The organism is Opacimonas viscosa (assembly GCF_024199005.1).
Taxonomy (GTDB): domain Bacteria; phylum Pseudomonadota; class Gammaproteobacteria; order Enterobacterales; family Alteromonadaceae; genus Opacimonas; species Opacimonas viscosa.
On the sequence record NZ_JANATA010000001.1, the window covers coordinates 77,525 to 102,201 of the forward strand.

19 protein-coding genes are annotated in these 24,677 nt (G+C 40.4%); 9 read left to right on the plus strand and 10 right to left on the minus strand.

Annotated elements, in window-relative coordinates:
• The first annotated feature begins 198 nt into the window (after positions 1–198).
• Together NLF92_RS00375 and NLF92_RS00380 are read left to right on the plus strand one after the other, a co-directional pair.
• Positions 199–1,383 (plus strand): efflux RND transporter periplasmic adaptor subunit, encoded by a 1,185-nt coding sequence (locus tag NLF92_RS00375; protein ID WP_254097720.1) that lies wholly within the window; start codon positions 199–201, stop codon positions 1,381–1,383.
• Complete coding sequence (locus tag NLF92_RS00380) at positions 1,383–4,541, plus strand: efflux RND transporter permease subunit (protein WP_254097722.1); 3,159 nt, start codon at positions 1,383–1,385, stop codon at positions 4,539–4,541. Before NLF92_RS00375 ends, NLF92_RS00380 begins: the two co-directional genes overlap by 1 nt.
• Positions 4,542–4,707: 166 nt before the next feature.
• On the opposite strand, the gene NLF92_RS00385 is transcribed toward NLF92_RS00380, so the two are convergent.
• The gene (locus tag NLF92_RS00385; protein WP_254097724.1) at positions 4,708–6,996 is read right to left on the minus strand and encodes a TonB-dependent receptor; all 2,289 of its coding nucleotides are present in this window, start codon (positions 6,994–6,996) and stop codon (positions 4,708–4,710) included.
• Between the two features lie 195 nt (positions 6,997–7,191).
• Between NLF92_RS00385 and NLF92_RS00390 the strand changes: the two genes are divergently transcribed.
• Together NLF92_RS00390 and NLF92_RS00395 are read left to right on the plus strand one after the other, a co-directional pair.
• Positions 7,192–8,955 (plus strand): acyl-CoA dehydrogenase family protein, encoded by a 1,764-nt coding sequence (locus NLF92_RS00390; RefSeq protein ID WP_254097726.1) that lies wholly within the window; start codon positions 7,192–7,194, stop codon positions 8,953–8,955.
• Between the two features lie 23 nt (positions 8,956–8,978).
• Positions 8,979–9,734: an SDR family NAD(P)-dependent oxidoreductase gene (locus NLF92_RS00395; protein ID WP_254097728.1), complete on the plus strand. Its 756-nt coding sequence runs from the start codon at positions 8,979–8,981 to the stop codon at positions 9,732–9,734.
• Between the two features lie 121 nt (positions 9,735–9,855).
• Here the strand turns inward: NLF92_RS00395 and NLF92_RS00400 are convergent, their stop codons facing one another.
• Together NLF92_RS00400 and NLF92_RS00405 are read right to left on the minus strand one after the other, a co-directional pair.
• A complete protein-coding gene (locus NLF92_RS00400) occupies positions 9,856–11,046 on the minus strand; it encodes an amino acid aminotransferase (protein ID WP_254097730.1) in 1,191 nt (396 codons plus the stop codon).
• Between the two features lie 171 nt (positions 11,047–11,217).
• The gene (locus NLF92_RS00405) at positions 11,218–11,973 is read right to left on the minus strand and encodes an NRDE family protein (protein WP_254097732.1); all 756 of its coding nucleotides are present in this window, start codon (positions 11,971–11,973) and stop codon (positions 11,218–11,220) included.
• A 159-nt stretch (positions 11,974–12,132) separates the two neighbouring features.
• Here NLF92_RS00405 and NLF92_RS00410 point away from each other — a divergent pair, with 159 nt between their 5' ends.
• Complete coding sequence (locus tag NLF92_RS00410; protein WP_254097734.1) at positions 12,133–13,374, plus strand: aminotransferase class I/II-fold pyridoxal phosphate-dependent enzyme; 1,242 nt, start codon at positions 12,133–12,135, stop codon at positions 13,372–13,374.
• 337 nt (positions 13,375–13,711) lie between these two features.
• Here NLF92_RS00410 and NLF92_RS00415 read toward each other — a convergent pair whose 3' ends face one another.
• On the minus strand, positions 13,712–14,251 hold the full coding sequence (locus NLF92_RS00415; protein ID WP_254097736.1) for a glutathione peroxidase: 540 nt from the start codon (positions 14,249–14,251) through the stop codon (positions 13,712–13,714).
• A gap of 239 nt (positions 14,252–14,490) precedes the next feature.
• On the opposite strand from NLF92_RS00415, the gene NLF92_RS00420 reads away from it, so the two are divergent.
• The gene (locus NLF92_RS00420; RefSeq protein ID WP_254097738.1) at positions 14,491–17,052 is read left to right on the plus strand and encodes a S9 family peptidase; all 2,562 of its coding nucleotides are present in this window, start codon (positions 14,491–14,493) and stop codon (positions 17,050–17,052) included.
• A 73-nt stretch (positions 17,053–17,125) separates the two neighbouring features.
• Here the strand turns inward: NLF92_RS00420 and rrtA are convergent, their stop codons facing one another.
• Positions 17,126–17,731 carry a rhombosortase gene (rrtA, locus tag NLF92_RS00425; RefSeq protein WP_254097740.1) on the minus strand — a complete coding sequence of 202 codons (606 nt, stop codon included), beginning with the start codon at positions 17,729–17,731 and terminating at the stop codon, positions 17,126–17,128.
• Between the two features lie 90 nt (positions 17,732–17,821).
• Here rrtA and NLF92_RS00430 point away from each other — a divergent pair, with 90 nt between their 5' ends.
• Positions 17,822–18,592, plus strand: coding sequence for an enoyl-CoA hydratase (locus NLF92_RS00430; protein WP_254097742.1), 771 nt, complete (start codon positions 17,822–17,824; stop codon positions 18,590–18,592).
• Between the two features lie 20 nt (positions 18,593–18,612).
• On the opposite strand, the gene NLF92_RS00435 is transcribed toward NLF92_RS00430, so the two are convergent.
• Positions 18,613–19,038, minus strand: a complete 426-nt coding sequence (locus NLF92_RS00435) for a hypothetical protein (RefSeq protein ID WP_254097744.1) — start codon at positions 19,036–19,038, stop codon at positions 18,613–18,615.
• A gap of 59 nt (positions 19,039–19,097) precedes the next feature.
• The gene (gene cysK / locus NLF92_RS00440; RefSeq protein WP_254097746.1) at positions 19,098–20,063 is read right to left on the minus strand and encodes a cysteine synthase A; all 966 of its coding nucleotides are present in this window, start codon (positions 20,061–20,063) and stop codon (positions 19,098–19,100) included.
• Positions 20,064–20,320: 257 nt separating this feature from the next.
• Between cysK and NLF92_RS00445 the strand changes: the two genes are divergently transcribed.
• Together NLF92_RS00445 and NLF92_RS00450 are read left to right on the plus strand one after the other, a co-directional pair.
• Complete coding sequence (locus NLF92_RS00445; protein ID WP_254097748.1) at positions 20,321–21,157, plus strand: AAA family ATPase; 837 nt, start codon at positions 20,321–20,323, stop codon at positions 21,155–21,157.
• Positions 21,158–22,333 carry a vWA domain-containing protein gene (locus NLF92_RS00450; RefSeq protein WP_254097750.1) on the plus strand — a complete coding sequence of 392 codons (1,176 nt, stop codon included), beginning with the start codon at positions 21,158–21,160 and terminating at the stop codon, positions 22,331–22,333.
• A gap of 235 nt (positions 22,334–22,568) precedes the next feature.
• Here NLF92_RS00450 and NLF92_RS00455 read toward each other — a convergent pair whose 3' ends face one another.
• From NLF92_RS00455 to nrdB, 3 genes are all read right to left on the minus strand, one after another.
• Entirely contained in the window at positions 22,569–23,057 is a 489-nt protein-coding gene (locus NLF92_RS00455) for a hypothetical protein (protein WP_254097752.1), read from the minus strand.
• Between the two features lie 180 nt (positions 23,058–23,237).
• Entirely contained in the window at positions 23,238–23,501 is a 264-nt protein-coding gene (gene yfaE, locus NLF92_RS00460) for a class I ribonucleotide reductase maintenance protein YfaE (protein ID WP_284700322.1), read from the minus strand.
• Positions 23,502–23,508: 7 nt separating this feature from the next.
• Complete coding sequence (nrdB, locus tag NLF92_RS00465) at positions 23,509–24,639, minus strand: class Ia ribonucleoside-diphosphate reductase subunit beta (RefSeq protein WP_254097754.1); 1,131 nt, start codon at positions 24,637–24,639, stop codon at positions 23,509–23,511.
• Positions 24,640–24,677 lie beyond the last annotated feature (38 nt).

Genomic DNA, 24,677 nt, shown 5'->3' on the forward strand with positions numbered 1-24,677 from the left:
TTGTTACAACAATACAGAAAACATTGTTTTCTAGGCACCATGTTAGCGAAGCCCCCGAAAGTTGAGACATACTATTGGGGGCTTTTTGTATGTAACATTTGCTAACAATCTTCCGCTTAAAGATCTGATTTAACAGTTTTTTGCCATTCAGGTAAGGGGTAATATAAAGGAGTTAATTTATCACTACTGAGTTGAACTATGAAAATGTTGCGCCAAGCAGGAATTCCTTTTTTAATCATTTTAGTTGCGATTGTGGTCACAGCGGGAATGATCATTGCCAAACCCCAACCTGAGAAAAAAGAGCCAGAAGATAAAACGTTTTTAGTAGAAGTTATGCCCATTGAATTAAGTGATGTGACTTACACAGTGACATCACAAGGTTCGGTCACTCCGAAAACTAAAAGTGCTTTAACCGCACAGGTATCTGGAATGATTGAAAGTGTGGCAGACTCTTTTGTCAACGGGGGGATGTTTACAGAAGGTGATATCTTGGTGACGTTAGAAAATGCTGACCGCAAAACCGAATTAAAGCTTGCGGAGGCTGACTTAGCTAGAGCAACCGCCAGTTATGAAGAAGAGTTAGCACGCGGTAAAGTCGCCGCAGAGGAATGGCGTTCTGTACGTTCTGGCAGTGCCCCTGAATTAGGTCTCAGAAAACCACAATTGGCAAAAGAGCAAGCAAATTTATTAGCCGCTCAAGCCAACTTGGAACGTGCCCAAAGAAACTTGGAGAGAACGGTTATTCGAGCTCCATACACCGGGATGGTCCAACAAAAAAATGTGGATATAGGCCAGTTTGTTAATCCAGGCAGTGTACTGGCCAATACTCTGTCAACGGATGTTGCAGAGATCCGTTTACCACTTACAGATAACGACTTAGCCTATTTGGATCAACAGTCTTCAGCCACAGGCTCAGTTATTCTCCGTGGTCGTGTTGGTGGCCAGGATGCCCAATGGTTAGCTCGCTTGTCACGCGATGAAGGTGTAATGAACACCCAAGCGCGAGTAATTTATGCAATTGCAGAGGTTGCAGACCCTTATAAAAGAGCAGGCAGTACAGCGGAACACATCTTGCGTTTTGGCAGTTTTGTCAGTGCAGAAATTACCGGTGCCAAAGCAAATGATATGGTCGTTTTACCACGTAACTTAGTGCGTTTGGATGGAACAGTCATTACTGTGACTAAAGACAACACTATTGCCATTAAAGATGTTGAAGTGCAGCGTGCGGATGATGAAAAAATCTTTATTAGTGCTGGCTTAGCACCTGGAGACTTATTAGCAGTAAGTGCCGTCCCCAATGCTTACAATGGTATGCCTGTGCGTTTACCAGAAGATAGCTCAGTGACTAAAAACGTATCAGACAACATAGCAGGGGATGAATAATGCAACCGATTAATACCCAAACTGGCATTATTGCATGGTTTGCTCGCAATCATGTCGCAGCCAATTTGCTGATGTGGATCTTATTAGTGGGAGGGGTTTTTGGCGCGATCAGTATTCATAAGCAGGTGTTTCCAACATTTGAATTCAATGTAATATCGGTACAAGTTCCATATTTAGGTGCTGCACCGCAAGAAGTCGAAGAAGGGGTAGTACTGAAATTAGAAGAAGCGGTCAAAGATTTAGAAGGAATCAAAAAACTCAGCTCCCGTTCAGTCGAAGGTTTTGGCTCTTTGACGATAGAAGTTGAGGATGACTATGATGTCCAGACATTATTAGACGAAGTAAAAGTGCAAGTCGATGCAATTCCTTCATTTCCTGCAAATACTGAAAAGCCAGTTGTTTATAGGATAAAAGCACCACAAGATGTATTGTGGATCTCCGCTTATGGCGATGCTTCAGAACGAGAACTTAAAGAATTTGCAAAACAACTTCGCGATGAAATAGCTAATCTTCCAGGTGTGTCTGATGTTAATGTCGTAGGGAGTAGACCTTATGAGATATCGATTGAAATTTCAGAACAAAAACTGCAAGAGTATAACCTAACCTTTAACCAACTAGTCAATGCTGTTCGCAGTTCTTCGATTGATGTCCCCGGTGGTTCAATTCGCTCGGATAATGGTGATATTTTATTGCGAGCAAAAGGTCAGGCCTATGATGCCTACGATTTTGCATCCTTGGTTCTAGTGACACAAGCGGATGGGACTCGCGTTTTACTAGGGGATATCGCAACCATTAATGACGGTTTCGTAGAAGATAATAATCTGGCTTATTTTGATGGTAAACCGGCAGTAAGTATCCAAGTTCGTGCAGTTGGCGACCAAAATGCGCTGGAAATTTCCAAGCTGGTAAATGCGCACATTAATAAAGTAAAGCCTAACTTCCCACCTAATATTCAAGCAGATACCTGGGGGGACAGTTCTTTTTATCTGGCTGACCGCCTAAATATGATGCTGGAAAATATGGGAGTCGGAGCATTATTAGTTTTCTTAGTACTGTCGTTATTTCTAAAAATCCGCTTAGCGTTTTGGGTCATATGGGGCTTACCTGTCTGCTTCCTGGGTACTTTAGCCGTCTTACCGATGGAATTTTTAAGTGTTTCAATCAACATGATCAGTTTGTTTGCGTTCATCTTGGTCTTAGGGATTGTCGTTGATGATGCGATTATTATGGGGGAGTCTGCTTATTCTGAAATAGATAAGCATGGTCATTCTATAGATAACGTTATCAAAGGGGTTAAACGTGTGGCTATGCCAGCTACGTTTGGCGTATTGACGACCATAGCAGCCTTTTCTCCAATGATGATGGTTTCCGGTACCTTTGGTGTAATTTGGAAAACCATCGGTGGTGTGGTCATTATTTGTTTAATTTTTTCTTTAATAGAATCAAAATTGATACTACCTGCGCATTTGGCACATATGAAATCAGAGCCTTATGACCCAAGTAAAGCAAATAAACTACAACGTTTCCGAGATTACTTTGCCGAAGGCATAAAAGTGTTTATTGCCCACAAATACGTCCCGTTTTTACGCAAAGCGATTAAACAACGATACACGACATTATCCGTATTTATCGCCATGTTTATTTTGACGATTGGTTTGTTTGCTGGTGGCATTGTCCGTTTTGTATTTTTCCCAACGATTCCTTCTGATTTTATGTTTGCGAGTGTTGAACTGGAACAAGGCTCTTCATTGGTGCAGCGTGATAAGGCGATCCAAACTCTGATGACTTCGTTGACCCAAATGGACAATGCGATCACTGAAGAAACCGGTGAAGGTGTGGTGAAACACTCTATTGCATTTTCTCAAGGGACATTAGGTGGACAAGTATTTGTTGAATTATCTAAGGGAGAAGAACGTTCTATCTCTGATGATGAGTTAAACGATAAGTGGCGGAGTTTCATCCCGGAGATCCCAGGGGTGAAAAATTTTAATATTGGCGCACCAGGCGGTCCGGGGGGTGGTTCAGATCTGAGCTTTGAATTTAGCGGCAAAGATGTGACTGTACTACGAGCAGTATCGACTGAACTGGAAGATTTTTTAAGCGAGTATAAAGGGATATCTGATATTAATGATAGTTTTGCCAATGGTGCAGACGAGATTAGAATTAATATTAAGCCATTAGGTGAAGCCTTGGGTTTATCCTTAGCCAGTATGGCCCAACAAGTCAGATATGGATTTTATGGGGCAGAGGCACAACGCATTCAACGTGACGAAGAAGAAATTCGAGTCATGGTGCGCTATCCCAAAGAGCAACGAAATTCCATTGGTAATTTAGAAACGATGCGGATTCGGGCACCAAATGGCCAAGAAATTCCTTTCGCTGAGGTGGCAGATATCGAAATTGGTCAAGGCTATTCCTCGATAAATCGCGTGGATGGTCAACGAGCGGTTAGTGTCACTGCCAAAGTCAATAAAGATATCCTTGAACCCAATACCGTGATCAAAGATGTCATGGTCAAAGCGATCCCTGAGTTACTCAAAAAGTATCCTGGTGTCGAATTTAAATTACAAGGTAACAGTAAAGAGCAGGGCGAAGCTATCTTCTCACTGGCGCAAGGGTTTCTATTTGCTTTATTTGCAATCTACGCTCTGATGGCTATTCCATTAAAATCATACTCTCAACCGCTGATCATTATGTCGGTGATACCTTTTGGTATCGTAGGTGCAATCATCGGTCATTTAGTGTTGGGGATGTCAGTCAGTGTACTTTCTATATGTGGCATCATTGCTTTGTCAGGTGTCGTGGTCAATGATAGTTTGATTATGGTGGATTTTGTAAACCGTGCCCGCAGTGAAGGCATGAATTTATTAGACGCTGCTATTAACGCCGGGTCACAGCGTTTTAGGGCGATCGTTTTAACCTCATTAACCACGTTTATGGGGCTAATGCCGATTATTTTTGAGCGTTCACTCCAAGCACAAATCGTTATTCCAATGGCGATATCATTGGCATTTGGTATCTTATTTGCGACTGTCATTACATTGCTTTTAGTACCATCTTTATATCTTATTTTAGATGATTTAAAAGCATTCTTTTCAAAGACATATGCGGCCAAACGCACAGCTGAAAATGCAAAATTGGCAGCACAAAACAATTAAGTTCTGAGGGGGCAATGACACCTCAGACAGACACAAAAAAGGGAGTACCTTGTGGTACTCCCTTTTTTAATACATAGCTTTAGTTGTATGAGTTATAAATAATGATATCCAATGACTCACACCAAAACAGTGTTAACCAACTAAAATAATCGACTATATTTATCGATTAATAATAGCGAGCAGTAAACTCGATACCTACTACTTTAGGTTCGTTAACAATCCCCGTTAGGTTATTGAAATCAATACCGCCACGTAAGTTATGTTCGTTTGTTATGTTGCGACCAAATAATGCAATTTGGTAGTTATGTTTGAAATTTTCATAACCGATACGCAAACCTGCTTCGTGTTGTTGATCAGTACTAAACTCAACTGAATCATACAAGAACAAGTTTGTTTCGCCTTGGAAAGCCCAATCAGTAAATACAAAGAGCTCGGCATCATCACTTACTGGGTAAGTGTAACGAGCGGTAAAATTGTAAATAGTTTTAGGCGCTTGCGGGAATGGATTACCGTCAATTAATGCACGATTATCAACTGTCGTTGGGTCGTTCACCGTACAATTACCAGCAAATGTTGCGTTTGCTCCACATGGGAATACGCTTAACTCACGATCATTGATTTGTGTATCATTAAAACTAAAACCAGCCGTTAACGTCAGGTTGTCAGAAGCTAAATAGCGCAAATCAATTTCATAACCAATAGCACTACCTTCATCAGCATTGATCAAGGCTGTATTGTTGGCACCACCACCGATAGCTGAGAATTGGATGTCATCGATAACATAGTAAAATGCTGCTGCATTTAGACGTAAAGTGTTATCTAATAAGTCTGATTTAAAACCAATTTCAAAAGAATTAATCGTTTCTGCATCAGCGACAGAAGGTGCACCTTCGAAAGCTACATCACGACCTTGAATTGTCTGTGCTCGGAAACCGTTGGCATAACGAGCAAAGACAGAAGACGTGTTATCAATGTTATAATTAGCACTGATTTCATAGCTAAGTTGACCGTCATCGACATTAATATCAGCGTATTCTTGGATACTAGCTGCACCAATAACGACAGCAAATCCATCGACATTTTGCTCACCCACACTTAATGTTTTGTCATCATGTGTGTAGCGTAAACCTGTAGTAATAGTTAGTTTATCGTTGACAGCAAACTCTGATTGTCCAAATACTGCCCACGTCGTGTTTTCGTGGAATACTTCAGTTGCACCAAAGAAACCATCGATGGACGTCACAGAGAATGATGAATCAAAGAAAAACGCACCAGCTTGCCAGTTGTAAGCGCCATCATTATTACTCGCCCAGCGAATTTCTTGGGTGAATTGTTCTAAGTCATTTAATTTGTCCTGAGTAACTGCTGAGAACGGGACAAACCCTGGGAATGTGGTTTCTACCGTACCATCACCATTGATATCCTGGGCAGGATCAACGACTACACCACCATCGACATCACCTAATGAATCACCTTCAGCTGTTTCTAAAGCCGTAATGGAAGTGAATGTCATACTATCCATGTCATAAGTTAGTGTAAGACTGGTGCCAAAACCTTCGTAACCTTGGGGGTTATTATCAAACCCGTTACCCAATAAATTGGCATCGTAATAAACCGTTTCACGGTCATAGTTTTGGTTGAGGTTGTTACTACCAGGTGATAACACATTAGCACGGAAGATAGATGCAGTACCTTCTAATTCACGACCGTGTATATTTAATAATGCGCTGAAATCATCATTGATGTTATAGGCAAATTGCAAACGGTATGCTTCTTCAGTAAAGCCACCAATCGCATCAACCACTCCAGAAAAAGCGTTATCTATATAATTATCGCGCTCTTGACTTAACAAGGATAAACGCACAGCCAAGTCTTCGCTAAGACCGCCACCAACTGCACCTTCAAAATTTTGGGTACCTAAACTACCAAGACCAAGCTTGACGTAGGCATCAAAATCATCAGACGGTTTTACTGAATCAAATTTAACAATACCAGCAGTGGTATTGCGACCAAATAATGTTCCTTGTGGACCACGAATGACTTCTACTTGTTCTACGTCAAATAAAGGGAAGCTTTTTAGGACCACATTTTCCATCACCACATTATCCATAACGATGGAAACAGGTTGTGACGCTGCTAGGTCAAAATCAGTATTACCTAAACCACGCATATAAAAACGCGGAGCAACACGACCATTTGAGCTTTCTGCATAAAGGCCTGGTACACGAGTTGCCAAAGCGAGAATATCGTCACCACCAGCAAATAAACTGGTGAATTCTTCACCGTTTAAAGTCGCAATAGACAATGGAACTTCTTGGATTGATTGAGTTCGTTTCTGAGCCGTAACAGTTATCTGTTCCAGCCCTTTTTCTTCGATATTATCTTGTGCTATAGCTGTTTGACCAAGGCCAGTTGTGACGGCAATCGCTAACGTTGCTTTTGTAAATGTGTTCATTGTTTACCTAAATATAAGTGGGTTATGAATGTTTTCGCGCGGAGTATAAGCGAAAAATAAACGATTTACTATTTTCTGCACAATTTGCAAAAGCCAAGTTAATGTATAGTGATATTTAAGTGATAACAATTCATGTTAATGATTAAAAGAGCAGAGCAATATATGGCAGACTTATAATATAAATTATAAAAGGACATGTTGCAGATGTTGATCCTTCGTCGAGAAATTGAGTTTCAGTTATATGAAAATTTAGACACCTTGTCGTTATTAAAGCGGTCTCGTTTTATGGAGCATAATGAGCACACTTTTTCTGCCGTGTTGGATACAGCTGAGAAGATAGCGACAGATTGTTTTTTACCCCACAACCATCTAGCGGATCAGAATGAACCTTCATTTGATGGCCAAAAAGTAACGATGTTACCAGCTGTAAAAATTGCTTATCAGGCTTTTGCTGATGCTGGTTTTATTGCTGCTCGCTATGATTTCGATGAAGGGGGGATGCAGTTACCGGAAAGTGTTATGACAGCTTGTTCTGGGTATTTCATGGCTGCTAATCCTAGCTCGACCGCTTATCCTTTTTTAACGACTGCTGCGGCCAATGTCATCAAACATTTTGCGAGCGCAGATCTAAAAGCACGCTATTTAGAGCCTATGCTTGCCGGGAGTTACTCTGGGACGATGGCCTTAACGGAGCCTCATGCCGGCTCCTCTTTAGCTGAAATTACCACGAGTGCGACCTTGCATGCAGATGGGACATATCGGATCAAAGGCGCTAAGTTATATATTTCGGGAGGAGATCATGAACTGACCGAGAATATTGTGCACTTGGTATTAGCCAAAATACCGGGCGGACCCTCAGGAGTAAAGGGGATCTCTTTATTTATTGTGCCTAAATATCGAGGTGATGGAGATAACCGGGTAAAAAACGATATTGTGTTGGCTGGTTTGATTCATAAATTAGGCTACAGAGGTACTACTTCTACAGCGCTAACATTTGGTGAGCAAGGCGATTGCCATGGTTACTTGGTCGGGGAACCGCATAAAGGATTGCAATACATGTTCATGATGATGAATGAAGCCCGAGTTGGTGTTGGGTATGGAGCAGCGATGATCGGTTATCGCGGTTTTCAGTACTCCTTGGAATATGCCAAAGAACGGCTCCAAGGTGGTAAAGCCATCGTCGAGCATGGTGATGTAAAAAGGATGTTGTTAGCCCAAAAAGCCTACACTGAAGGGGCTATTGCATTGTGTTTCTATGGTGCACGTTTAGTGGACGACATACATACTGCAGACGCAGAGCAGGCCAGAGATGCAGCTGAATTATTGGATTTGTTAACTCCAGTAATAAAAGCCTGGCCAAGTGAATATGGTCCTAAAGCAAATGATTTAGGGATCCAAGTAATGGGTGGAGCAGGGTATACCCGTGAGTATTATGCTGAACAATTTTGGCGTGATAATCGGTTAAATCCAATCCATGAGGGTACTAATGGTATTCAGGCTTTGGATTTACTTGGCCGAAAACTGTGGCAAAACAAGCAACAAGGTTTAGCACAATTATTTGCGCTTGTGCAAACAGACTGTGCAATTGCATCTGGCCCTGTAGGGCAGCAAGCTGCAGAATGTATTAGTCATTATTTAGCACAAATGCCTGCTCTTATCGATAGCTTAGGGGCTGATTTACAATCTAAAGAAAGCCAAGCTCTGCAACTCGCTAATGCAGAATGCTTTATGAAGGTATTTTCAGGTGTGATTCTAGCGTGGCAGTGGCTGCGCCAAATTAATACAGCTGAACAACGTCTGGGGACTGAACTCACTTCAGAAAAAGCGGATTATTATCATGGTAAGTGTCAAGCTGGGCAGTACTTTGTGCGCTGGGAGTTACCACAAATCGCACCCTATATAACGTTGTTACAAAACCGTGATGATAGCTGTCACAAAATGCGAACTAATTGGTTTTAAGTAAATTTTAAGGAATATTCAATATGTCTCACACTGTGTTAATTACAGGGGCTGCCTCTGGGATTGGTGCCCAAGCCGCTAAACATTTTGCCCAAAAGGGGGTTGACTTGGCACTTAGTGACATCAATGAAGAAGCGGGTTTAGCGTTAGTTGATGAGTGTAATCATATCAGCCAAGGTCAGTCTAAGGTGACTTTTTATATAGCTGATGTCAGTGATAAAGTGGCTGTTACTGAGTTATTTCGTGCTGCGAAAAATGATTTCGGTCAAATTAATGTGCTAGTCAATAATGCTGGGATTGAGTATCCGCCAACCCCCTTACATTTGACTGATGATGCGTTGTTTGAAAAGAACATTGCGGTCAATGTGAAAGGAGTTTGGTATTGTATGAAGGAAGCCTTAAATATGATGCTACCTAATGGTGGTGGCAATATAATTAATATTGCATCTGTGGCGGGCTTACGTTCTGCTCCAATGATTGCTGGATATAGTGCGACCAAGCATGCAGTAGTGGGATTAACTAAATCAGCGGCGGTAGAATATGCAAAGCTGGGGATCCGGATTAATGCGGTGTGTCCAAGCTTTATTGATACGCCGATGGTACAGCGTACTCTCGAACAAATGGATGAGCGTGGCCAAAAGTCCATCGTGGGAGCCAGTCCAATGAAGCGTTTAGGTCGCCCAGAAGAAATTGCCGCTGCGATTGTGTGGTTAGCATCAGACGAGGCATCCTTTATGAATGGACATTGTATGACCTTGGATGGCGGCATGTTAGCGTAGGATAACCAAGGCACTAAAAAAGCGCTGACTCGTGATAAGGAGTGAGCGCTTTAAACAAGTGCTAACTGACATTCAATCAAGCCTTATATTGGTAACTCACCAATATAAGGCTTCATGAAACTTATAGGACACTTACCAAAGCTTTAGCTAATGGCTCAACGTTATTCTTGTTGATACCTGCAATATTCACTCGCGAAGAATCTACAAAGTAAACACTATGAGCATCACGCACAGCACGAACTTGTTCTGGTGTAATGCACAAAAATGAGAACATACCTTTTTGGTTATTCACAAAACTAAAGTCTTTTTGTGCACCATTCGCCGCTAGGTTCTCTACCAGCAAGGCACGTAAGTCACGCATACGATTACGCATAGCATCTACTTCATTGACCCACATCTGTTTTAAGTCAGGATCGTGTAAAATAATATCGACTAATGCGCCGCCATATGAAGGAGGCATAGAGTAAATACCACGAGCAATGGCTTGTATTTGTGATTGGACAATAGGTTGTACTGCAGTATTTTCGGTAACCATCACGGCAAGACCAACACGCTCTCTATATAAGCCAAAGTTTTTGGAACATGATGCAGCAATAATAACTTCTGGCACAGATTTCACCATTAGGCGCATGCCAAAAGCATCTGTTTCTAAATCATCACCAAAACCTAGGTATGCACTATCGATAAACGGTAACCAACCTTGCTGTTGGGCAACTTCTGCAACAGCTTGCCATTGCTCTTGAGTTAAATCAGCGCCCGTAGGGTTATGACAGCATGCGTGTAATAAAACGATATCACCTTTGGGGACTTGTTTTAGCTGTTCTAACATTTCATCAAATTTGATACTAGCAGTCGCTTTATCAAAGTATGGATAAGTGGCAAGTTCCAATCCGGCATTACCGATCAGTGGAATGTGGTTCGCCCATGTTGGATCAGATACCCAAACTTTAGCATTGTCATTACAGCGTTTCAGTAATTCAGCTAAGATCCGTAAAGCACCACAACCACCTGGGGCTTGCACTGCGGCTACGCGACCTTCAACAACTGCAGGATTGCCAGCACCTAATAAAAGCTCAAGCATCCCGTCGATAAAACCTGGTACGCCTTGAGGTGTAATGTAGGTCTTTGAAGTTTCTGACTCTAACAAACGAGTTTGTGCAGCAGCTACTGCTTGAACGATAGGTGTATTGCCTAATTCATCTTTATAAACACCGACACCAAGGTCAATTTTATGGGGATTTGTGTCAGCTTTAAAAGCAGCTGATAAACCTAATATCGGATCTGGAGCAAGGGCTGGTAAGACTTCAAACACAGGAGTTTTCCTAAAAAATTAACAATCCTTATTATTATGCCATTTAAAGTATTCATCTGTCTTTAGCTTTTAAGCTGTTATGACCACTTTTTGGCTATTTTCATTGTTTCATGCAAAACAATCCGACTCACCAATAACCCAATCCCTAGCATGGCAAAACCATAAAATAGATTAAATAGATAAACCCTCTTTGACTTCACCAATGACGTCTCCTGAGGCTGAAAAAGTTTTTTCATGCCATAACACATTGTTGTCATTGTCTACGGTAACAATCGTAGATGAACGAGTGCCATAATCAGGACTTTTTATAAATATGGAAGAGAGAAGTTTTTCCCATGGTTGGGCAATACCGGTTTCTGGTAGTAGATGGTCAGGTGCTTTTTCTGCATTCTTCAAAATACTAAAAAGCGTTTCTGTGGAAAGCCCAAAAGGGTTTTGACAGGCTAGATTCAAGGCTGATACACCCAGTTGGGTCTTTGGCCAGGGGGTATTTAATTTCGCATTAGATAAACCATAAACGCCTGGTTTTAGCTCATTGTGTTCCAAACTATGGCTGTTAAATACATGGAGTTTATCCAATGTGCCATAGACCAAATTATAACCATTGTATTGTGTTGCATGTGTTTTTAATTGCTCTGTGAAAGCCACATCATTGTCAGCAGCTAATGCTTGTACGACAAGCTCTCCTCGGGTTTTGGCATCAAAGCGATCGGTACTCGGAGCACGGATATTAGTTAACGCACTAAACCTGCCATTTGGGCTTAATCCCATCCAAGTACCCCCCGCTTGTTCATCTTTACCTGCTAAAAAACCTTCAGGCCAAAAATGTGAAGGGGAGGTCAGGCGAGCATGAAATTCATCACGATTTGCGGCGATGATAAGGGGATAATGAGGATGTTGCTTAACCGCGATAAAAAGAATGCACATGTTTTTTGCCTGAAGTTAATGAGCCAGTATTATATGCTAGTAATATAAGATGTTGCAAAACAGACTATAGTGTCAAAAAATATCAGTTCGATATATGATATGATCAAATAAGAAACGTTTTGTCTGCAACAGCTGTGCCTCATTAATAAGAGAATCTCCGTGAAAAAGTATCATCCCCATACAGAATCAGTTCATGCTGATAAAAATTATAATGATTATCCAGATGGCTCGGTCCACAGTCCTGTGTGCGCTTCCGTGTTATTTGAGTTTAAAGATGCCCAAGGCATTGTTGATGCGTTTCAAGGTAAAAAAGTCGCACACGTATACGGTCGCTCCTCGAGTAGTACAACGACTGCGTTACAAAATGTGTTGACTCAGCAACACGAAGCATTGGGCTCAGTGACCTTTGCTACGGGTATGGCTGCGATTAGTAGCTTCATGTTTGCCATGCTAAAGCAGGGTGACCACATTATTGTTAGCCAATATTTATTTGGCAATACGCGAAGCTTTTTTCATCAGCTAGCACAGTTTGGTATCAGCGTTTCGTTTGTTGATATTACTGATATCAAAGCAGTGAGTGAACAGGTTAGGGAACAAACTCGTGTTATTTTTGCGGAAGGTCTGGCGAATCCACTGACGCAAATCCCAGATTTAAATGCCCTTGGTACGTTAGCAAAAAAACATCATATTATTTCGATGCTTGATACCACCATGACACCGCCTACCATGTTCAAAGCGCAGGATTTTCCTGTCGATATTGTGGTCACTTCTTTGACCAAGTATATTGCAGGTCAAGGGCAAGCACTCGGTGGTGCAATTATCGATATGGGTCGTTTTGATTGGACGCAGTATCCACATATAGATCCGCTTTATCAAGTAGCTGATACTGCGCAATGGGGCTTAGTCCAATTACGTAAAAAAGGACTTAGAGACATAGGGGCTACCCTCAGCCCAGAAGCAGCTTCGGCCATTTTACTCGGGCAAGAAACATTGGGCTTACGTTGGCAAAAAATTCAAGATAATGCAGCACAGATTGCAGCTTATTTAAATGAGCATCCGGCAGTGGAAACGGTATTCCATCCTAGTTTAGAGCAGCATGAACAGCACCACTTAGCCCTAGAACAATTTAGTACGTTTGGTGGAATACTCAGTTTTACTCTCAAAGGAGATAAAGATCCCGTCGCTTTTATTAATCATCTAGATTTAATTATTTGTGCAACACATTTGGGAGACACACGAACACTGGCTTTACCCGTTACTCAAACAATATTCTTTGAATTTTCTGAAGCCGAAAAAACAGCTATGGGTGTGAGTGAAAGTTTGGTTCGTTTATCCGTGGGAATTGAAGATAGTCATGATTTACTGGCTGACTTAGCGCATGGCTTGTCACTAAGTATGTAAAGGCAAGGTAGAGTAAAAGTACAGCAAATAATGGCCTCCCAAACCCAGAACACCTAAATTAGAGCCAAAGATTTGTGTTTTCACAGAGTGATGTTTTCTTCGTGACTGTCATCTCGATATAAAAATTGCATTATTTTTTATTTAATGTGGAACTATTTCTTAAAGGTATTATCTATAACATACATGCAAAAAATGTGTCCCCAAAATACTTTATTTGTCATGTTTTGTTTATGTCTATGTTTATGTGTTTTCATGTGTAGAAAAGCCCGCTTCTTTAACTAAAGACGCGGGCTTTTTATTGACTGATTGTTACATTTTCCTTGCAGATATGTCGTGTTTATTTGATGGCTTTTTCAATGTCAGCAATCAGATCGGCATCATCTGGTTTGGTAAATGAACTGTACGAATCGACTAAGTTACCTTTGCGATCCACTAAATATTTGTAGAAATTCCACTTTGGTGTTGTACCTGCTTTTTCTGCAAGGATGCGATATAAAGGATCTGCATCATCACCACGCACTGGAATGGTTTCAAACATTGGAAAGTTTACACCGTAGGTCAACTCACATACTTCTGCGGTTTTGCCTTCATCGTTATATTCCTGATTGAAATCACCAGAAGGAAAACCCAATACAACAAAGTTTTTATCTTTATAATCCGCATAAAGTTTTTCCAAGCCTTCAAACTGTGGGGTAAAGCCGCATTTACTCGCTGTGTTAACGAATAAAATGGCTTTGTCTTTGTATTCACTACAAAAGTTAACGGTTTCTTGGGAGTTTAATTTACGTTTCATAAACTTCAGTACATCTGGGCAATCATTCGCCAATGTAGGGAAGCTGAAGCCAATGAGGCACAAGCCCGCGATTATTTTTTTCATTTTATGGTCCTTATTACACTTATGTCTCGGCACTTAATTCATACAGTTAGGATGTTACAGTCATTGCTAAAATTGCACTACTACAAAAACTATGATGTGATTAAGCTTTTATGTACGTATGAATAGTAGCAAAATTTACATATTTTGGTACATCTGTTCGTCACCTATGATAGTCACCTCGTTTTATACGTGATTTTGTAAATGACGTTCATTTTCTAGGATAAGGAATAATAATTAATATGAAAGCCTCTCGTGTTTTACAAAAAACCTTACTCGTCTCATTGACCATTGTGTTAGTTGGTTGTGTGGCAACTGATACCTCTGTTTTAGCACCACAAAATATCAAAAAAACAGGCCCTGCAGTAGCTCCGGTCAGTGCACCAGCATCTTCTATGCACCTTACGACAACTCAAACTATGGATTTTATCAAATCGTCTGATGATAAAATAATTACCACACCGAGCAACCCGATTACGCTCGAAAAAATTATGAGCCATCCGGATTGGTTAGGTAGACAGCCGGAGCAAGCAGGATGGGTAGTAGGACAAGACATAGTCCGCTTTGCCAGAAAGCGCGAGGGCAGTCCTGTGCGTGATTTTTTTACAATATCGCCTACTCAACCAAAAATTAATGGTGAACTGGCTTCGTTAGAACTGCAGCATGTACTGACATCAGCCGATATTTTTACCTCACCTGATCAGCAATTTTTAGCCTGGTTATATGAGGGGCAATTATTAGTGATGGAGCAAAGTACCCAAGTGGTGAAGCAAATCACCTTTGCTCATCAACGCACTAGTAATTTGAGGTTTTTAGCCAGTGGAGAAATAAGCTATCAGGTAGAGAATGCAATTTATGCTACTGCACCAGATACGCTTGCTACTCGATTATTGTTCTCTTGGCAATTTGCTAAACCACCTGTTCCGGTAAAACCAGCGGCAGACTACATCGCCGCAGAGCAAATTAAGCTCATTCAATACATTGCCAATAAACGTCAAGACCGGGCCATTGTAGCCGAGAACAAACAACAACTGATTGCGAAAAATGACTTTACATCCACTACAGCGTTTTATTTTGCTCCAGATGCCAGACTGGCAGCAATGAGTATTTCTCCTGACGGTAAATGGGCGATTGCAGCTACAACACCTAAAACACAGTGGCGTGATAAAACCGACATTATGCCTCATTACATCCAAGAAGATGGGCGCATTGCAAGTAAAGAGGTACGTCGTCGGGTGGCCGATGCCAAACCTAGAAATGATGATTTATTCCTACTGGATCTCACTAATCAAGTAAAACATCCACTTTCTTACTCGGTCTTACCTGGTTTTAATGATGATGTGCTGGCATCGGTAAAAGAAGAAAATGCTAAGCGTCGTGGGGAGACCTATACTGTTAATCGTCTACCACGTGATATAACCTTGTTTTCTAGCTGGTATTGGAATGAACCACCGATCTATTGGCATGATACTGCTGGTGAAGTAGGGATTATGCTTGAGGCATGGGATAATAAAGACCGATGGATTGTAACGGTGGATCTAGCCCAGAAAAAGCTAGTTCCACAACATCGTTTATCTGATCCCGCATGGATTAATTATGCATTTAATCGTTTTGGATGGTTACCCAACAGTCCAGCTTTATATTATTTATCCGAAGAGACGGGGTATTCACATTTATATGTTAAACCAGTAAATAGTGAAGCCTATCCCTTAACCGAAGGTAAATATGAGGTTGACCAAATTGTAGTGAGTCCCGATGGTCAGCATATCTTTTATAAAGCCAACAAAAAACACCCTGGCATCTATGAAATTTATAAAGTATCAGTTGATGGTCAAGAGCACTTAGCATTAACGGATTTGCATGGTATGACCGATTTTGTGTTAAGCCCAAGTGGTCAACATCTACTGTTAACTCACTCTACTATGACTCGACCGCCAGAATTGTTTTTGACTTCGTCTGCTCGTCTAGAAAAGCCCATTCAGTTGACTCAGACTGTTTCAGAAGAGTTTTTGGCTTTAAACTTTGCTGCACCGAGTATTGTTGAAATTCCTTCTAGTCATGTTGCTGAGCCTATTTATTCACGTCTATACATGAGTGCACAAGCACTAGAAGGTGAGCCAAAACCAGCAGTCATTTTTAATCATGGCGCAGGCTATTTACAAAATTCACACATGGGGTGGTCAGGTTATTTTCGTGAGTATATGTTCCATAACTACCTTGTTCAACAAGGTTATGTAGTGTTGGATATGGACTATCGAGCATCCAAAGGATATGGGCGTGATTGGCGTACTGCGATATATCGTCAAATGGGGACACCCGAAACCCAAGACTTAGTCGATGGGGTCTCTTGGTTAACCCAGAACGCAAATGTTGCCGTTGACAAAGTCGGTACTTATGGCGGTTCCTATGGTGGCTTTATGACTTTTATGGCGTTATTTACTGAGCCTGAATTGTTTCAAGCTGGCGCTGCTTTGCGACCTGTGTCTGATTGGGCACATTACAATACACCATATACATCGAATATTTTGAATACACCTGATGTTGATCCCATTGCTTATGAGCGTAGTTCACCCATTTATTTTGCTGAAGGTCTGCAAAAACCCTTGTTGATGAATGCGCCGATGGTAGATGACAATGTGTTTTTTGTTGATGTGGTGCGCTTGGTACAACGCTTGATCGAGCTGGAAAAAGAAGATTTTGAAACCGCTATATATCCGGTAGAACCTCATGGGTTTGTGCAACCTAGTTCTTGGTTAGACGAATATCGACGGATCTTTAAACTATTCGAAACACATGTAAAATAGAAGTTATTATCGTAGGTGAGGAGGGGGTTGACCAACTCCTCCTTGCTTTGCCAAATGTTCTTTGTCAAATGTGTTATGTAGCTTTATTAGTTTTTGGCAAATGCTTGATACGTAAATACAACATAGCAAAACCCAATCCGCTGACAGCACCTAAGACGTGCGCAGAATTTGCGACTTCTGCTTCTATCAAACGAGCAGTAGAACTATCATTAGTGATGTTTTCTAACAATAATTTCACACCCAGGCCAATTAATAACAACCATCCTCCGCTGCGTTTAGTGCGAATATCTAAACATGCTCCAAACACAAAAATACCATGTAGATGTGCAGACAGGCCCATGTAGTAATCTGTGCTTGGGCTGAACCAATACAGGGAAGTACTTGTCGTGAACGCTAACCAAATAAGGATAACGAATATATTCCGCCAAGAGTAATATTCGCCATGTAATGCCCACAACAGAACAATACCACCCACATTCAATAATAAATGATATGTATTAGTATGGACTAATGAGTGGCTAAAAAAACGCCAATATTCGTATTCGGAAATGTTACTTCGAATATAAATGAGGCTTTGTAATTGGGGCTCACTCAAGCCAAATTGCACCAAGCAACACACTAAGGTGAGACCGAGTAGTGGTAACCAATGTTGAGATTGAATAGGTAAATTACTTAACATTTTTGTCACATTAAGATTGTAATATCTTATTTTAACAGTATATTTACTTCTGTATTGATAATTTTTTTGAATGGTTGTTTTGGGTTAATTATGTCAGATGTTGTTGTGTCACAGAACGAAAATGTACTTGTTTTAACGTTATCTCGGCCACATAAAAAAAACGCATTAACCCGTCAAATGTATCTGGAGTTAGCTAACGCAATTCACTACGCTGAACACGACCCACAAATTAAAGTCATTTTGATTGAAGGCTGTGATGGATGTTTTACTGCGGGTAATGACATGCATGATTTTATTGCCGCTGTTGAAAAAGATGCTGAAGAGGTGCCGGAAACAGAACAATTCATGCGAGCGCTCTTACAATGTAAGATCCCGGTAGTGGCCAAAGTAGAAGGTTTAGCAATCGGTATAGGAACGACTTTATTACTGCATTGTGATTTTGTCTATGCTTCACCATCAGCCCGCTTTATGATGCCATTTATTAATTTGGGGCTAGTGCCTGAATATGCTGCCAGTTTCATCCTTCCAAAGTTAGTTGGGCATGTTAAGGCGGCAGAACTACTGATGCTTGGTGAGTCTTTTTCCGCTGAGGATGCTCAGCAAATGGGCTTGATAAATGCGGTTTTAGAGCCGAATGAACTCAACAAAAAAATAGAGCAGGTGACACATAGTCTGACCAAAAAGCCAAGACAGGCATTATTACAAACAAAATCACTCTTAAAACATGATCAACAGCACGTCACAGAGCATATTTACAAAGAACTAGAGTATTTTGTTGCGGCGATGCGCAGTGAAGCCGCAACTGAGGCTTTTACGGCCTTTTTAGAGAAGCGCGCACCAGATGAGCAAAAATTTCAGTAAACCGCGCTGACATACCTTATTTAAAAAGCTTGGTCAGTGATACGATGCACTTTCCAACCATCATTGTCACGGATTAACTCTATCCGCTTTATTTGTACCACCGTAGTAAAATCAAACTGGCCTTTGAGGAGTAAAACGACGCTCGCTTGCTTCGCGTACTGTTTTCTTCCTACTCTATTGTCGGGTTCAGCCTCAATCTTTACTGTGTCATAGAGCTGATTAAAAATACCTTTTTGCACGGAACGATTGGTATGAAAACGTTTGATATTTTTAGCTAATGTATCACTACTCATTTTGAGAGCATTTTCTAAACTATCATCTTCGTAGATGGCTTGAGTAAATGCGACTGCAACATCCTCAGGAGAAGCACTGCTATCAACACCGACTGAATCACTACAACCACTGAGTATGCTTAGTAACAAAAATAATAGTCCATATTTAATCATGTAATTTGCCTATAAAAAAAGGAAGCCGTAGCTTCCTTCTTTATCGACAAATTTTAAATTTACTGAACTTCTTCTAAATCTGAGAATTCGCCTGCAAACATTGGGCTTGATAAATAACGCTCTGTGCCCGATGCTAAGATAACCACGACCACTTTATCTGCATTTTCTGGACGCTCAGCAAAACGTTTTGCCGCGACAACCGCTGCACCTGATGAAATACCTGCTAGGATACCTTCTTCCTTCATTAAGCGCTGAGCCATTTCCATACATTCTTCGTTGGTGACTTGCTCTACTTCATCAATTAAATCAAGATCTAGGTTACCAGGAATAAAGCCAGCACCAATACCTTGAATTTTGTGTGGGCCAGGGGTCAGTTCTTCACCTGCTTTAGCTTGAGTGATAACTGGAGAATCAGTTGGCTCAACAGCGATAGATGTGATGGCTTTGCCTTGAACTTCTTTGATATAACGAGTTACACCAGTGATCGTACCGCCAGTGCCAACACCAGCAACAAAAGCGTCGATTGTGCCATCAGTGTCTTCCCAAATTTCTGGGCCTGTTGTTTTAACATGGATCTCAGGGTTGGCTGGGTTATCGAATTGTTGAAGTAGAACAAAACGTTCAGGATCAGAAGCAACAATTTCTTGTGCTTTAGCAACCGCACCTTTCATACCTTTTGGTGCTTCAGTCAATACTAAGTTAGCCCCTAACGCTTTTAATAGCTTGCGACGTTCTAAGCTCATAGAACTTGGCATAGTTAAAGTTAATTTATAACCCTTTGCTGCAGCAACGAATGCTAAAGCAATACCAGTGTTACCAGAAGTTGGCTCAACCAATTCTTTACCTTCTGTCAATACACCGCGCTTTTCAGCATCCCAAATCATGTTGGCCCCAATACGACATTTAACAGAGAAACTTGGGTTACGAGATTCAATCTTTGCGTAAACATTACCGCCTGTAACACGGTTTAATTTTACTAGTGGAGTTCTTCCAATCGCTAATGCATTATCGTCAAAAACGCGCATGTTGTTATCCTTTTTGGTATGTAAGGTAATCAAAAAATAAAAAAATTATGTAAATATACATAATAGTTATACCTATATATTTAAATAGACTACTGTATTTTTGAAGTGATATTTTGATATAAGATAGTATGAATTGTTAGTTTGCTGTAAACAGCGTCCTCTTTGTGTTCTTTTACACGAGCGGGGGATATCTATATCTTTGATATTCTTTAGCGTAAAAGGCGCGGATATAACACCTTAATCATTATGAGACATCTATGAAGTTTACTGGAACCGAAGATTATATAGCAAGTACCGAGCTCCAATTAGCCGTCAACGCGGCCATTACGCTAGAAAAACCTTTATTAATAAAAGGAGAGCCAGGTACAGGTAAAACCATGCTGGCTGAGCAACTCGCAGAAGCATTGGATACTGAACTCATCCAGTGGCATATCAAATCCACCACCAAGGCTCAACAAGGCCTTTATGAGTACGATGCTGTGTCACGTTTACGTGATTCTCAGTTAGGCGATGATAAAGTACATGATATTAGGAACTATATTGTTAAAGGAAAATTGTGGGAAGCATTTACCGCGGATAAACGTCCTATTTTGTTGATAGATGAGATTGATAAAGCGGATATAGAGTTCCCGAATGACCTTCTGTTAGAAATAGACAAAATGGAATTTTATGTATACGAGTCAAAAGAGTGGGTGAAAGCGAAACAACGACCTATCGTCATTATTACTTCCAATAATGAAAAAGATTTGCCGGATGCGTTTTTGCGTCGTTGTTTTTTTCATTATATTACTTTTCCAAATGCGGAACAGTTGCAAGCAATTGTCAATGTACACTTTCCAGATATTAAAAAACAGCTATTAGATGTGGCGTTAACACGTTTCTTTGAATTGCGTGAAGTACCGGGCCTGAAAAAGAAACCGTCTACGTCTGAATTATTGGATTGGTTAAAGCTATTAGTGGCTGAGGATATTCCTGCGGAAGTTTTACAAGATACGGATAATAAGAATGCCGTCCCACCACTATACGGTGCACTGCTGAAAAACGAACAAGATTTGCATTTGTTTGAAAAGCTCATTTTTATGGCGCGTCGTTAAATGCTCATTGAATTCTTCTTAACGTTAAAACGTTATAAAGTGCCCGTCACGCTCCGGGAATTACTCGATCTCTTAGGAGCTTTAGAACAAAATGTAGTGTTCGCTTCATGGGACGATTTTTATTCTCTAACCAGAATTGTGATGGTTAAGGATGAAGCCCACTATGATCGCTTTGATCGCGCCTTTGCTCATTACTTCAAAGGTGTTCAGGCTTTAGACTTATTCAACGAAGATATTCCTGCCGAATGGTTGCGCAAAGAGCTTGAAAAACGTCTCAGTGCGGAAGAAAAAGCACAAATGGCGACACTGGGTGGGTTAGATAAATTATTAGAAACTTTGCAAGAACGACTCAAAGAACAAAAAAAGCGACATCAAGGTGGTAGTAAATGGATCGGTACCGGTGGTACATCTCCCTTTGGCGCTTATGGGGACAACCCTGAGGGTATGCGCATAGGGCAGGATGGTAACCGAAATTTCTCTGCGGTTAAAGTCTGGGATAAGCGCGAATTTAAAAATTTATCAAATGATGAAACACTTTCGACTCGGAATGTGCAAATGGCATTGCGCAAATTACGCCGGTTTGCCAGAACAGGCGCAGCAGAAGAGCTCGATATTAATGCGACTATCGGTAGTACGGCGAAAAATGCGGGTTTACTTGATTTACAGATGATTGCCGAACGTCACAACGCGGTAAAAGTATTGATGTTCTTTGATGTTGGCGGGTCGATGGATGGTCATATCCAACAAATGGAGCAACTGTTTAGTGCCGTTCAAGCTGAATTTAAGCACCTGAAATACTACTATTTTCACAATTGTGTGTATGAGGGGGTGTGGGAAGACAATGCTCGTCGTCAGAATTTAACCAGTATTCATGAAATAAAGCGCACGTATGGCAAAGATTATAAATGTATATTTGTCGGTGATGCGACCATGGGGCCATATGAAATCACTTATCCTGGTGGGAGTGTTGAACATTGGAATGAACAAACGGGTGAATATTGGATGACCATGTTAACCCGTTATTTCACGCACTCAGTGTGGTTAAATCCACAACCTATGCAAATTTGGCGCTATCATCATTCAATACAAATCATGCAGCATATTATGCAAGATAAAATGTACCCTATGACAGTAGATGGGCTTGGTGCAGCGATGGCAAGTTTGTTGAAAAAATAAATAACGGGATAATTAAAGTAAGACATAAATAAAGTAGTAAAGAAATACTAAAATAAGGTGCTAAAGAAATACTAAGATAAGGTTGTAAATTAATACATCTGTATATACCAAAGCTTTTTGCTTAATTATTAATTTAATCAAGCGTAAAGCTTAAAAAACAAGTGCTTATATTGTTTTACTAAACTAACAAGACAGCTCGACTTTGCATTCATGTAAAAATTAAATAATTTAAAAGCTATTTTTCTGCAAAATACTTTTCATCAAAACCTTTGAATGTCCTAGAAGATGAACTAACCCATTGTTGCTCGCCATTAGGTAGTTTGACAAACTCCCACTCAGTTCTATATTCCCAAATTAAACCCTTTTCAACTCTAGTGTATGTAACCACTACTGTATCACCTAACTCAGGAAATACCGGAAAGCCTGACGAGCTATCTAATCGCGTTCGCAGCCCTACTTTTTTAGAAGATTGGATCTTAATTTCAACATTGTAAACAACCTCGTTTGCATCACTACTCATGCTACTCTGGATGATTTCGTCAATGATTTGTGAGGGTATTTCCGTAGAGTTTAACAACTCAATGTAGCTTAATTGTTTTGAAGTTTTGATTGATAAAGACGTTTCACCCGAAGCAATTTCATTGGGTGTATTTGAGTTCGTTTCTAATGCTAAAACATTAATAGAACATAGTATCCCTAAAATTAAAATATATAAATTTTTCATATATAAATCCTTTAATAAAAAATCAAAATCAACTTAGCATAAGTGATTTGCATTGTACAATCTGTGCATTTTTTTATATTGAATTTTAAGGTGATTTAAAAGACCTAAGCCTCTCTATAATGTAAAAAGAAAATATGTCGAACTTAAACATAGATTACTATTCACCATAGAGCTTAATCTTTATATATCAAGCATAATATCGGTCAGTGGGATGGTGCAACAAGGTAGAATTTCATCATCATCAATGAAGGCGAGGGGATCGATTGTATAGTCCACCTCTCCACTAATAAGTTTACATCGACAAGCACCACAAAAACCTTCACGGCAGTGGTATTCAAGTGTCACGTTATTTTCTTCGAGGTCTTCTAAAATAGTATCTTTAGATGAAGAAAAGGCCGAACCATCGCTTAAACGGATCATTCGGCCTTTAGTCGGTGTGGTCATTTAGTGCTTATAGTTCAAATTCATCAAAGTCATCAGCAGAGACTTCTGAATCAATCTGACCAACTAAGTAAGAACTAATTTCTGATTCTTGTGGAGCTACTTGAACATTATCTGAGTTTAAGTAGTTGTTCATCCATGGTAATGGATTCGAACTCACATCAAATGGCTGGCCAAGTCCAATCGCTGCCATGCGTTGATTGGCAATATACTCAACATATTGGCATAAGATGTCTTCGTTCAAGCCAATCATCGAACCATTTGCAAATAAGTAGTGGGCCCACTCTTTTTCTTGCTGAACTGCATTTAAGAAAATTTCACGAGCTTCTTCTTCACACTCAGCAGCAATCTCTGCCATTTCAGGATCGTCTTTACCCTTCGCCCACAAATTTAAGATGTGTTGCGTTGAGGTCAAGTGAAGGTTCTCATCACGAGCGATTAAGCGAATGATTTTAGAATTGCCTTCCATTAATTTACGCTCAGCAAAGGCAAATGTACAAGCAAATGATACATAGAAACGAATGGCTTCGAGTGCATTGACGGAATTCATGCATAAATACAGTTTCTTTTTCAACTCACGCATATTAATGACATGAGTTTCACCATCCACTACATGAGTGCCTTCGCCTTGTGTTTGCCATAACTGAGTGGCAAAAATTAATGCATCATAGTATTTTGAAATATCTGCAGCTCTGCGTTTGATTTCATCATTGGCGATAATGTCATCGAACACATGGCTTGGATCAGTAAACAAGTTACGTAGGATATGGGTATAAGAACGAGAATGGATTGTTTCAAAAAATGACCATGTCTCAATCCACGTTTCTAGTTCTGGCAATGATACGATAGGTAACAATGCTATATTAGGGCTACGACCTTGTACCGAGTCAAGCAGTGTTTGGTACTTCAGGTTAGATATGAATATGTGTTTTTCAGCTTCACTTAAACTCTGAAAGTCCATTCTATCTTTGGATACATCGACTTCTTCAGGACGCCAAAAAAATGAAATTTGCTTTTCGATAAGCTTTTCAAAAATGGCATGTTTTTGTTGGTCATAGCGTGCGACATTCACCGGATTACCGAAGAACATAGGCTCAACCATAAAGTCCGTAGGTTGTTGATTAAATGTAGTATATTTCATGTGTTTACACTTCTATTTGTAGTTATCGTTGAAGCATG

Bases quoted from the DNA above. Each gene is read 5' to 3' on its own strand.
- NLF92_RS00375 (WP_254097720.1), top strand. From the start codon at position 199: ATGAAAATGTTGCGCCAAGCAGGAATTCCTTTTTTAATCATTTTAGTT.
- NLF92_RS00380 (WP_254097722.1), top strand. From the start codon at position 1,383: ATGCAACCGATTAATACCCAAACTGGCATTATTGCATGGTTTGCTCGC.
- NLF92_RS00385 (WP_254097724.1), bottom strand. From the start codon at position 6,996: ATGAACACATTTACAAAAGCAACGTTAGCGATTGCCGTCACAACTGGC.
- NLF92_RS00390 (WP_254097726.1), top strand. From the start codon at position 7,192: ATGTTGCAGATGTTGATCCTTCGTCGAGAAATTGAGTTTCAGTTATAT.
- NLF92_RS00395 (WP_254097728.1), top strand. From the start codon at position 8,979: ATGTCTCACACTGTGTTAATTACAGGGGCTGCCTCTGGGATTGGTGCC.
- NLF92_RS00405 (WP_254097732.1), bottom strand. From the start codon at position 11,973: ATGTGCATTCTTTTTATCGCGGTTAAGCAACATCCTCATTATCCCCTT.
- NLF92_RS00415 (WP_254097736.1), bottom strand. From the start codon at position 14,251: ATGAAAAAAATAATCGCGGGCTTGTGCCTCATTGGCTTCAGCTTCCCT.
- NLF92_RS00420 (WP_254097738.1), top strand. From the start codon at position 14,491: ATGAAAGCCTCTCGTGTTTTACAAAAAACCTTACTCGTCTCATTGACC.
- rrtA (WP_254097740.1), bottom strand. From the start codon at position 17,731: ATGTTAAGTAATTTACCTATTCAATCTCAACATTGGTTACCACTACTC.
- NLF92_RS00430 (WP_254097742.1), top strand. From the start codon at position 17,822: ATGTCAGATGTTGTTGTGTCACAGAACGAAAATGTACTTGTTTTAACG.
- NLF92_RS00435 (WP_254097744.1), bottom strand. From the start codon at position 19,038: ATGATTAAATATGGACTATTATTTTTGTTACTAAGCATACTCAGTGGT.
- cysK (WP_254097746.1), bottom strand. From the start codon at position 20,063: ATGCGCGTTTTTGACGATAATGCATTAGCGATTGGAAGAACTCCACTA.
- NLF92_RS00445 (WP_254097748.1), top strand. From the start codon at position 20,321: ATGAAGTTTACTGGAACCGAAGATTATATAGCAAGTACCGAGCTCCAA.
- NLF92_RS00450 (WP_254097750.1), top strand. From the start codon at position 21,158: ATGCTCATTGAATTCTTCTTAACGTTAAAACGTTATAAAGTGCCCGTC.
- NLF92_RS00455 (WP_254097752.1), bottom strand. From the start codon at position 23,057: ATGAAAAATTTATATATTTTAATTTTAGGGATACTATGTTCTATTAAT.
- yfaE (WP_284700322.1), bottom strand. From the start codon at position 23,501: ATGACCACACCGACTAAAGGCCGAATGATCCGTTTAAGCGATGGTTCG.
- nrdB (WP_254097754.1), bottom strand. From the start codon at position 24,639: ATGAAATATACTACATTTAATCAACAACCTACGGACTTTATGGTTGAG.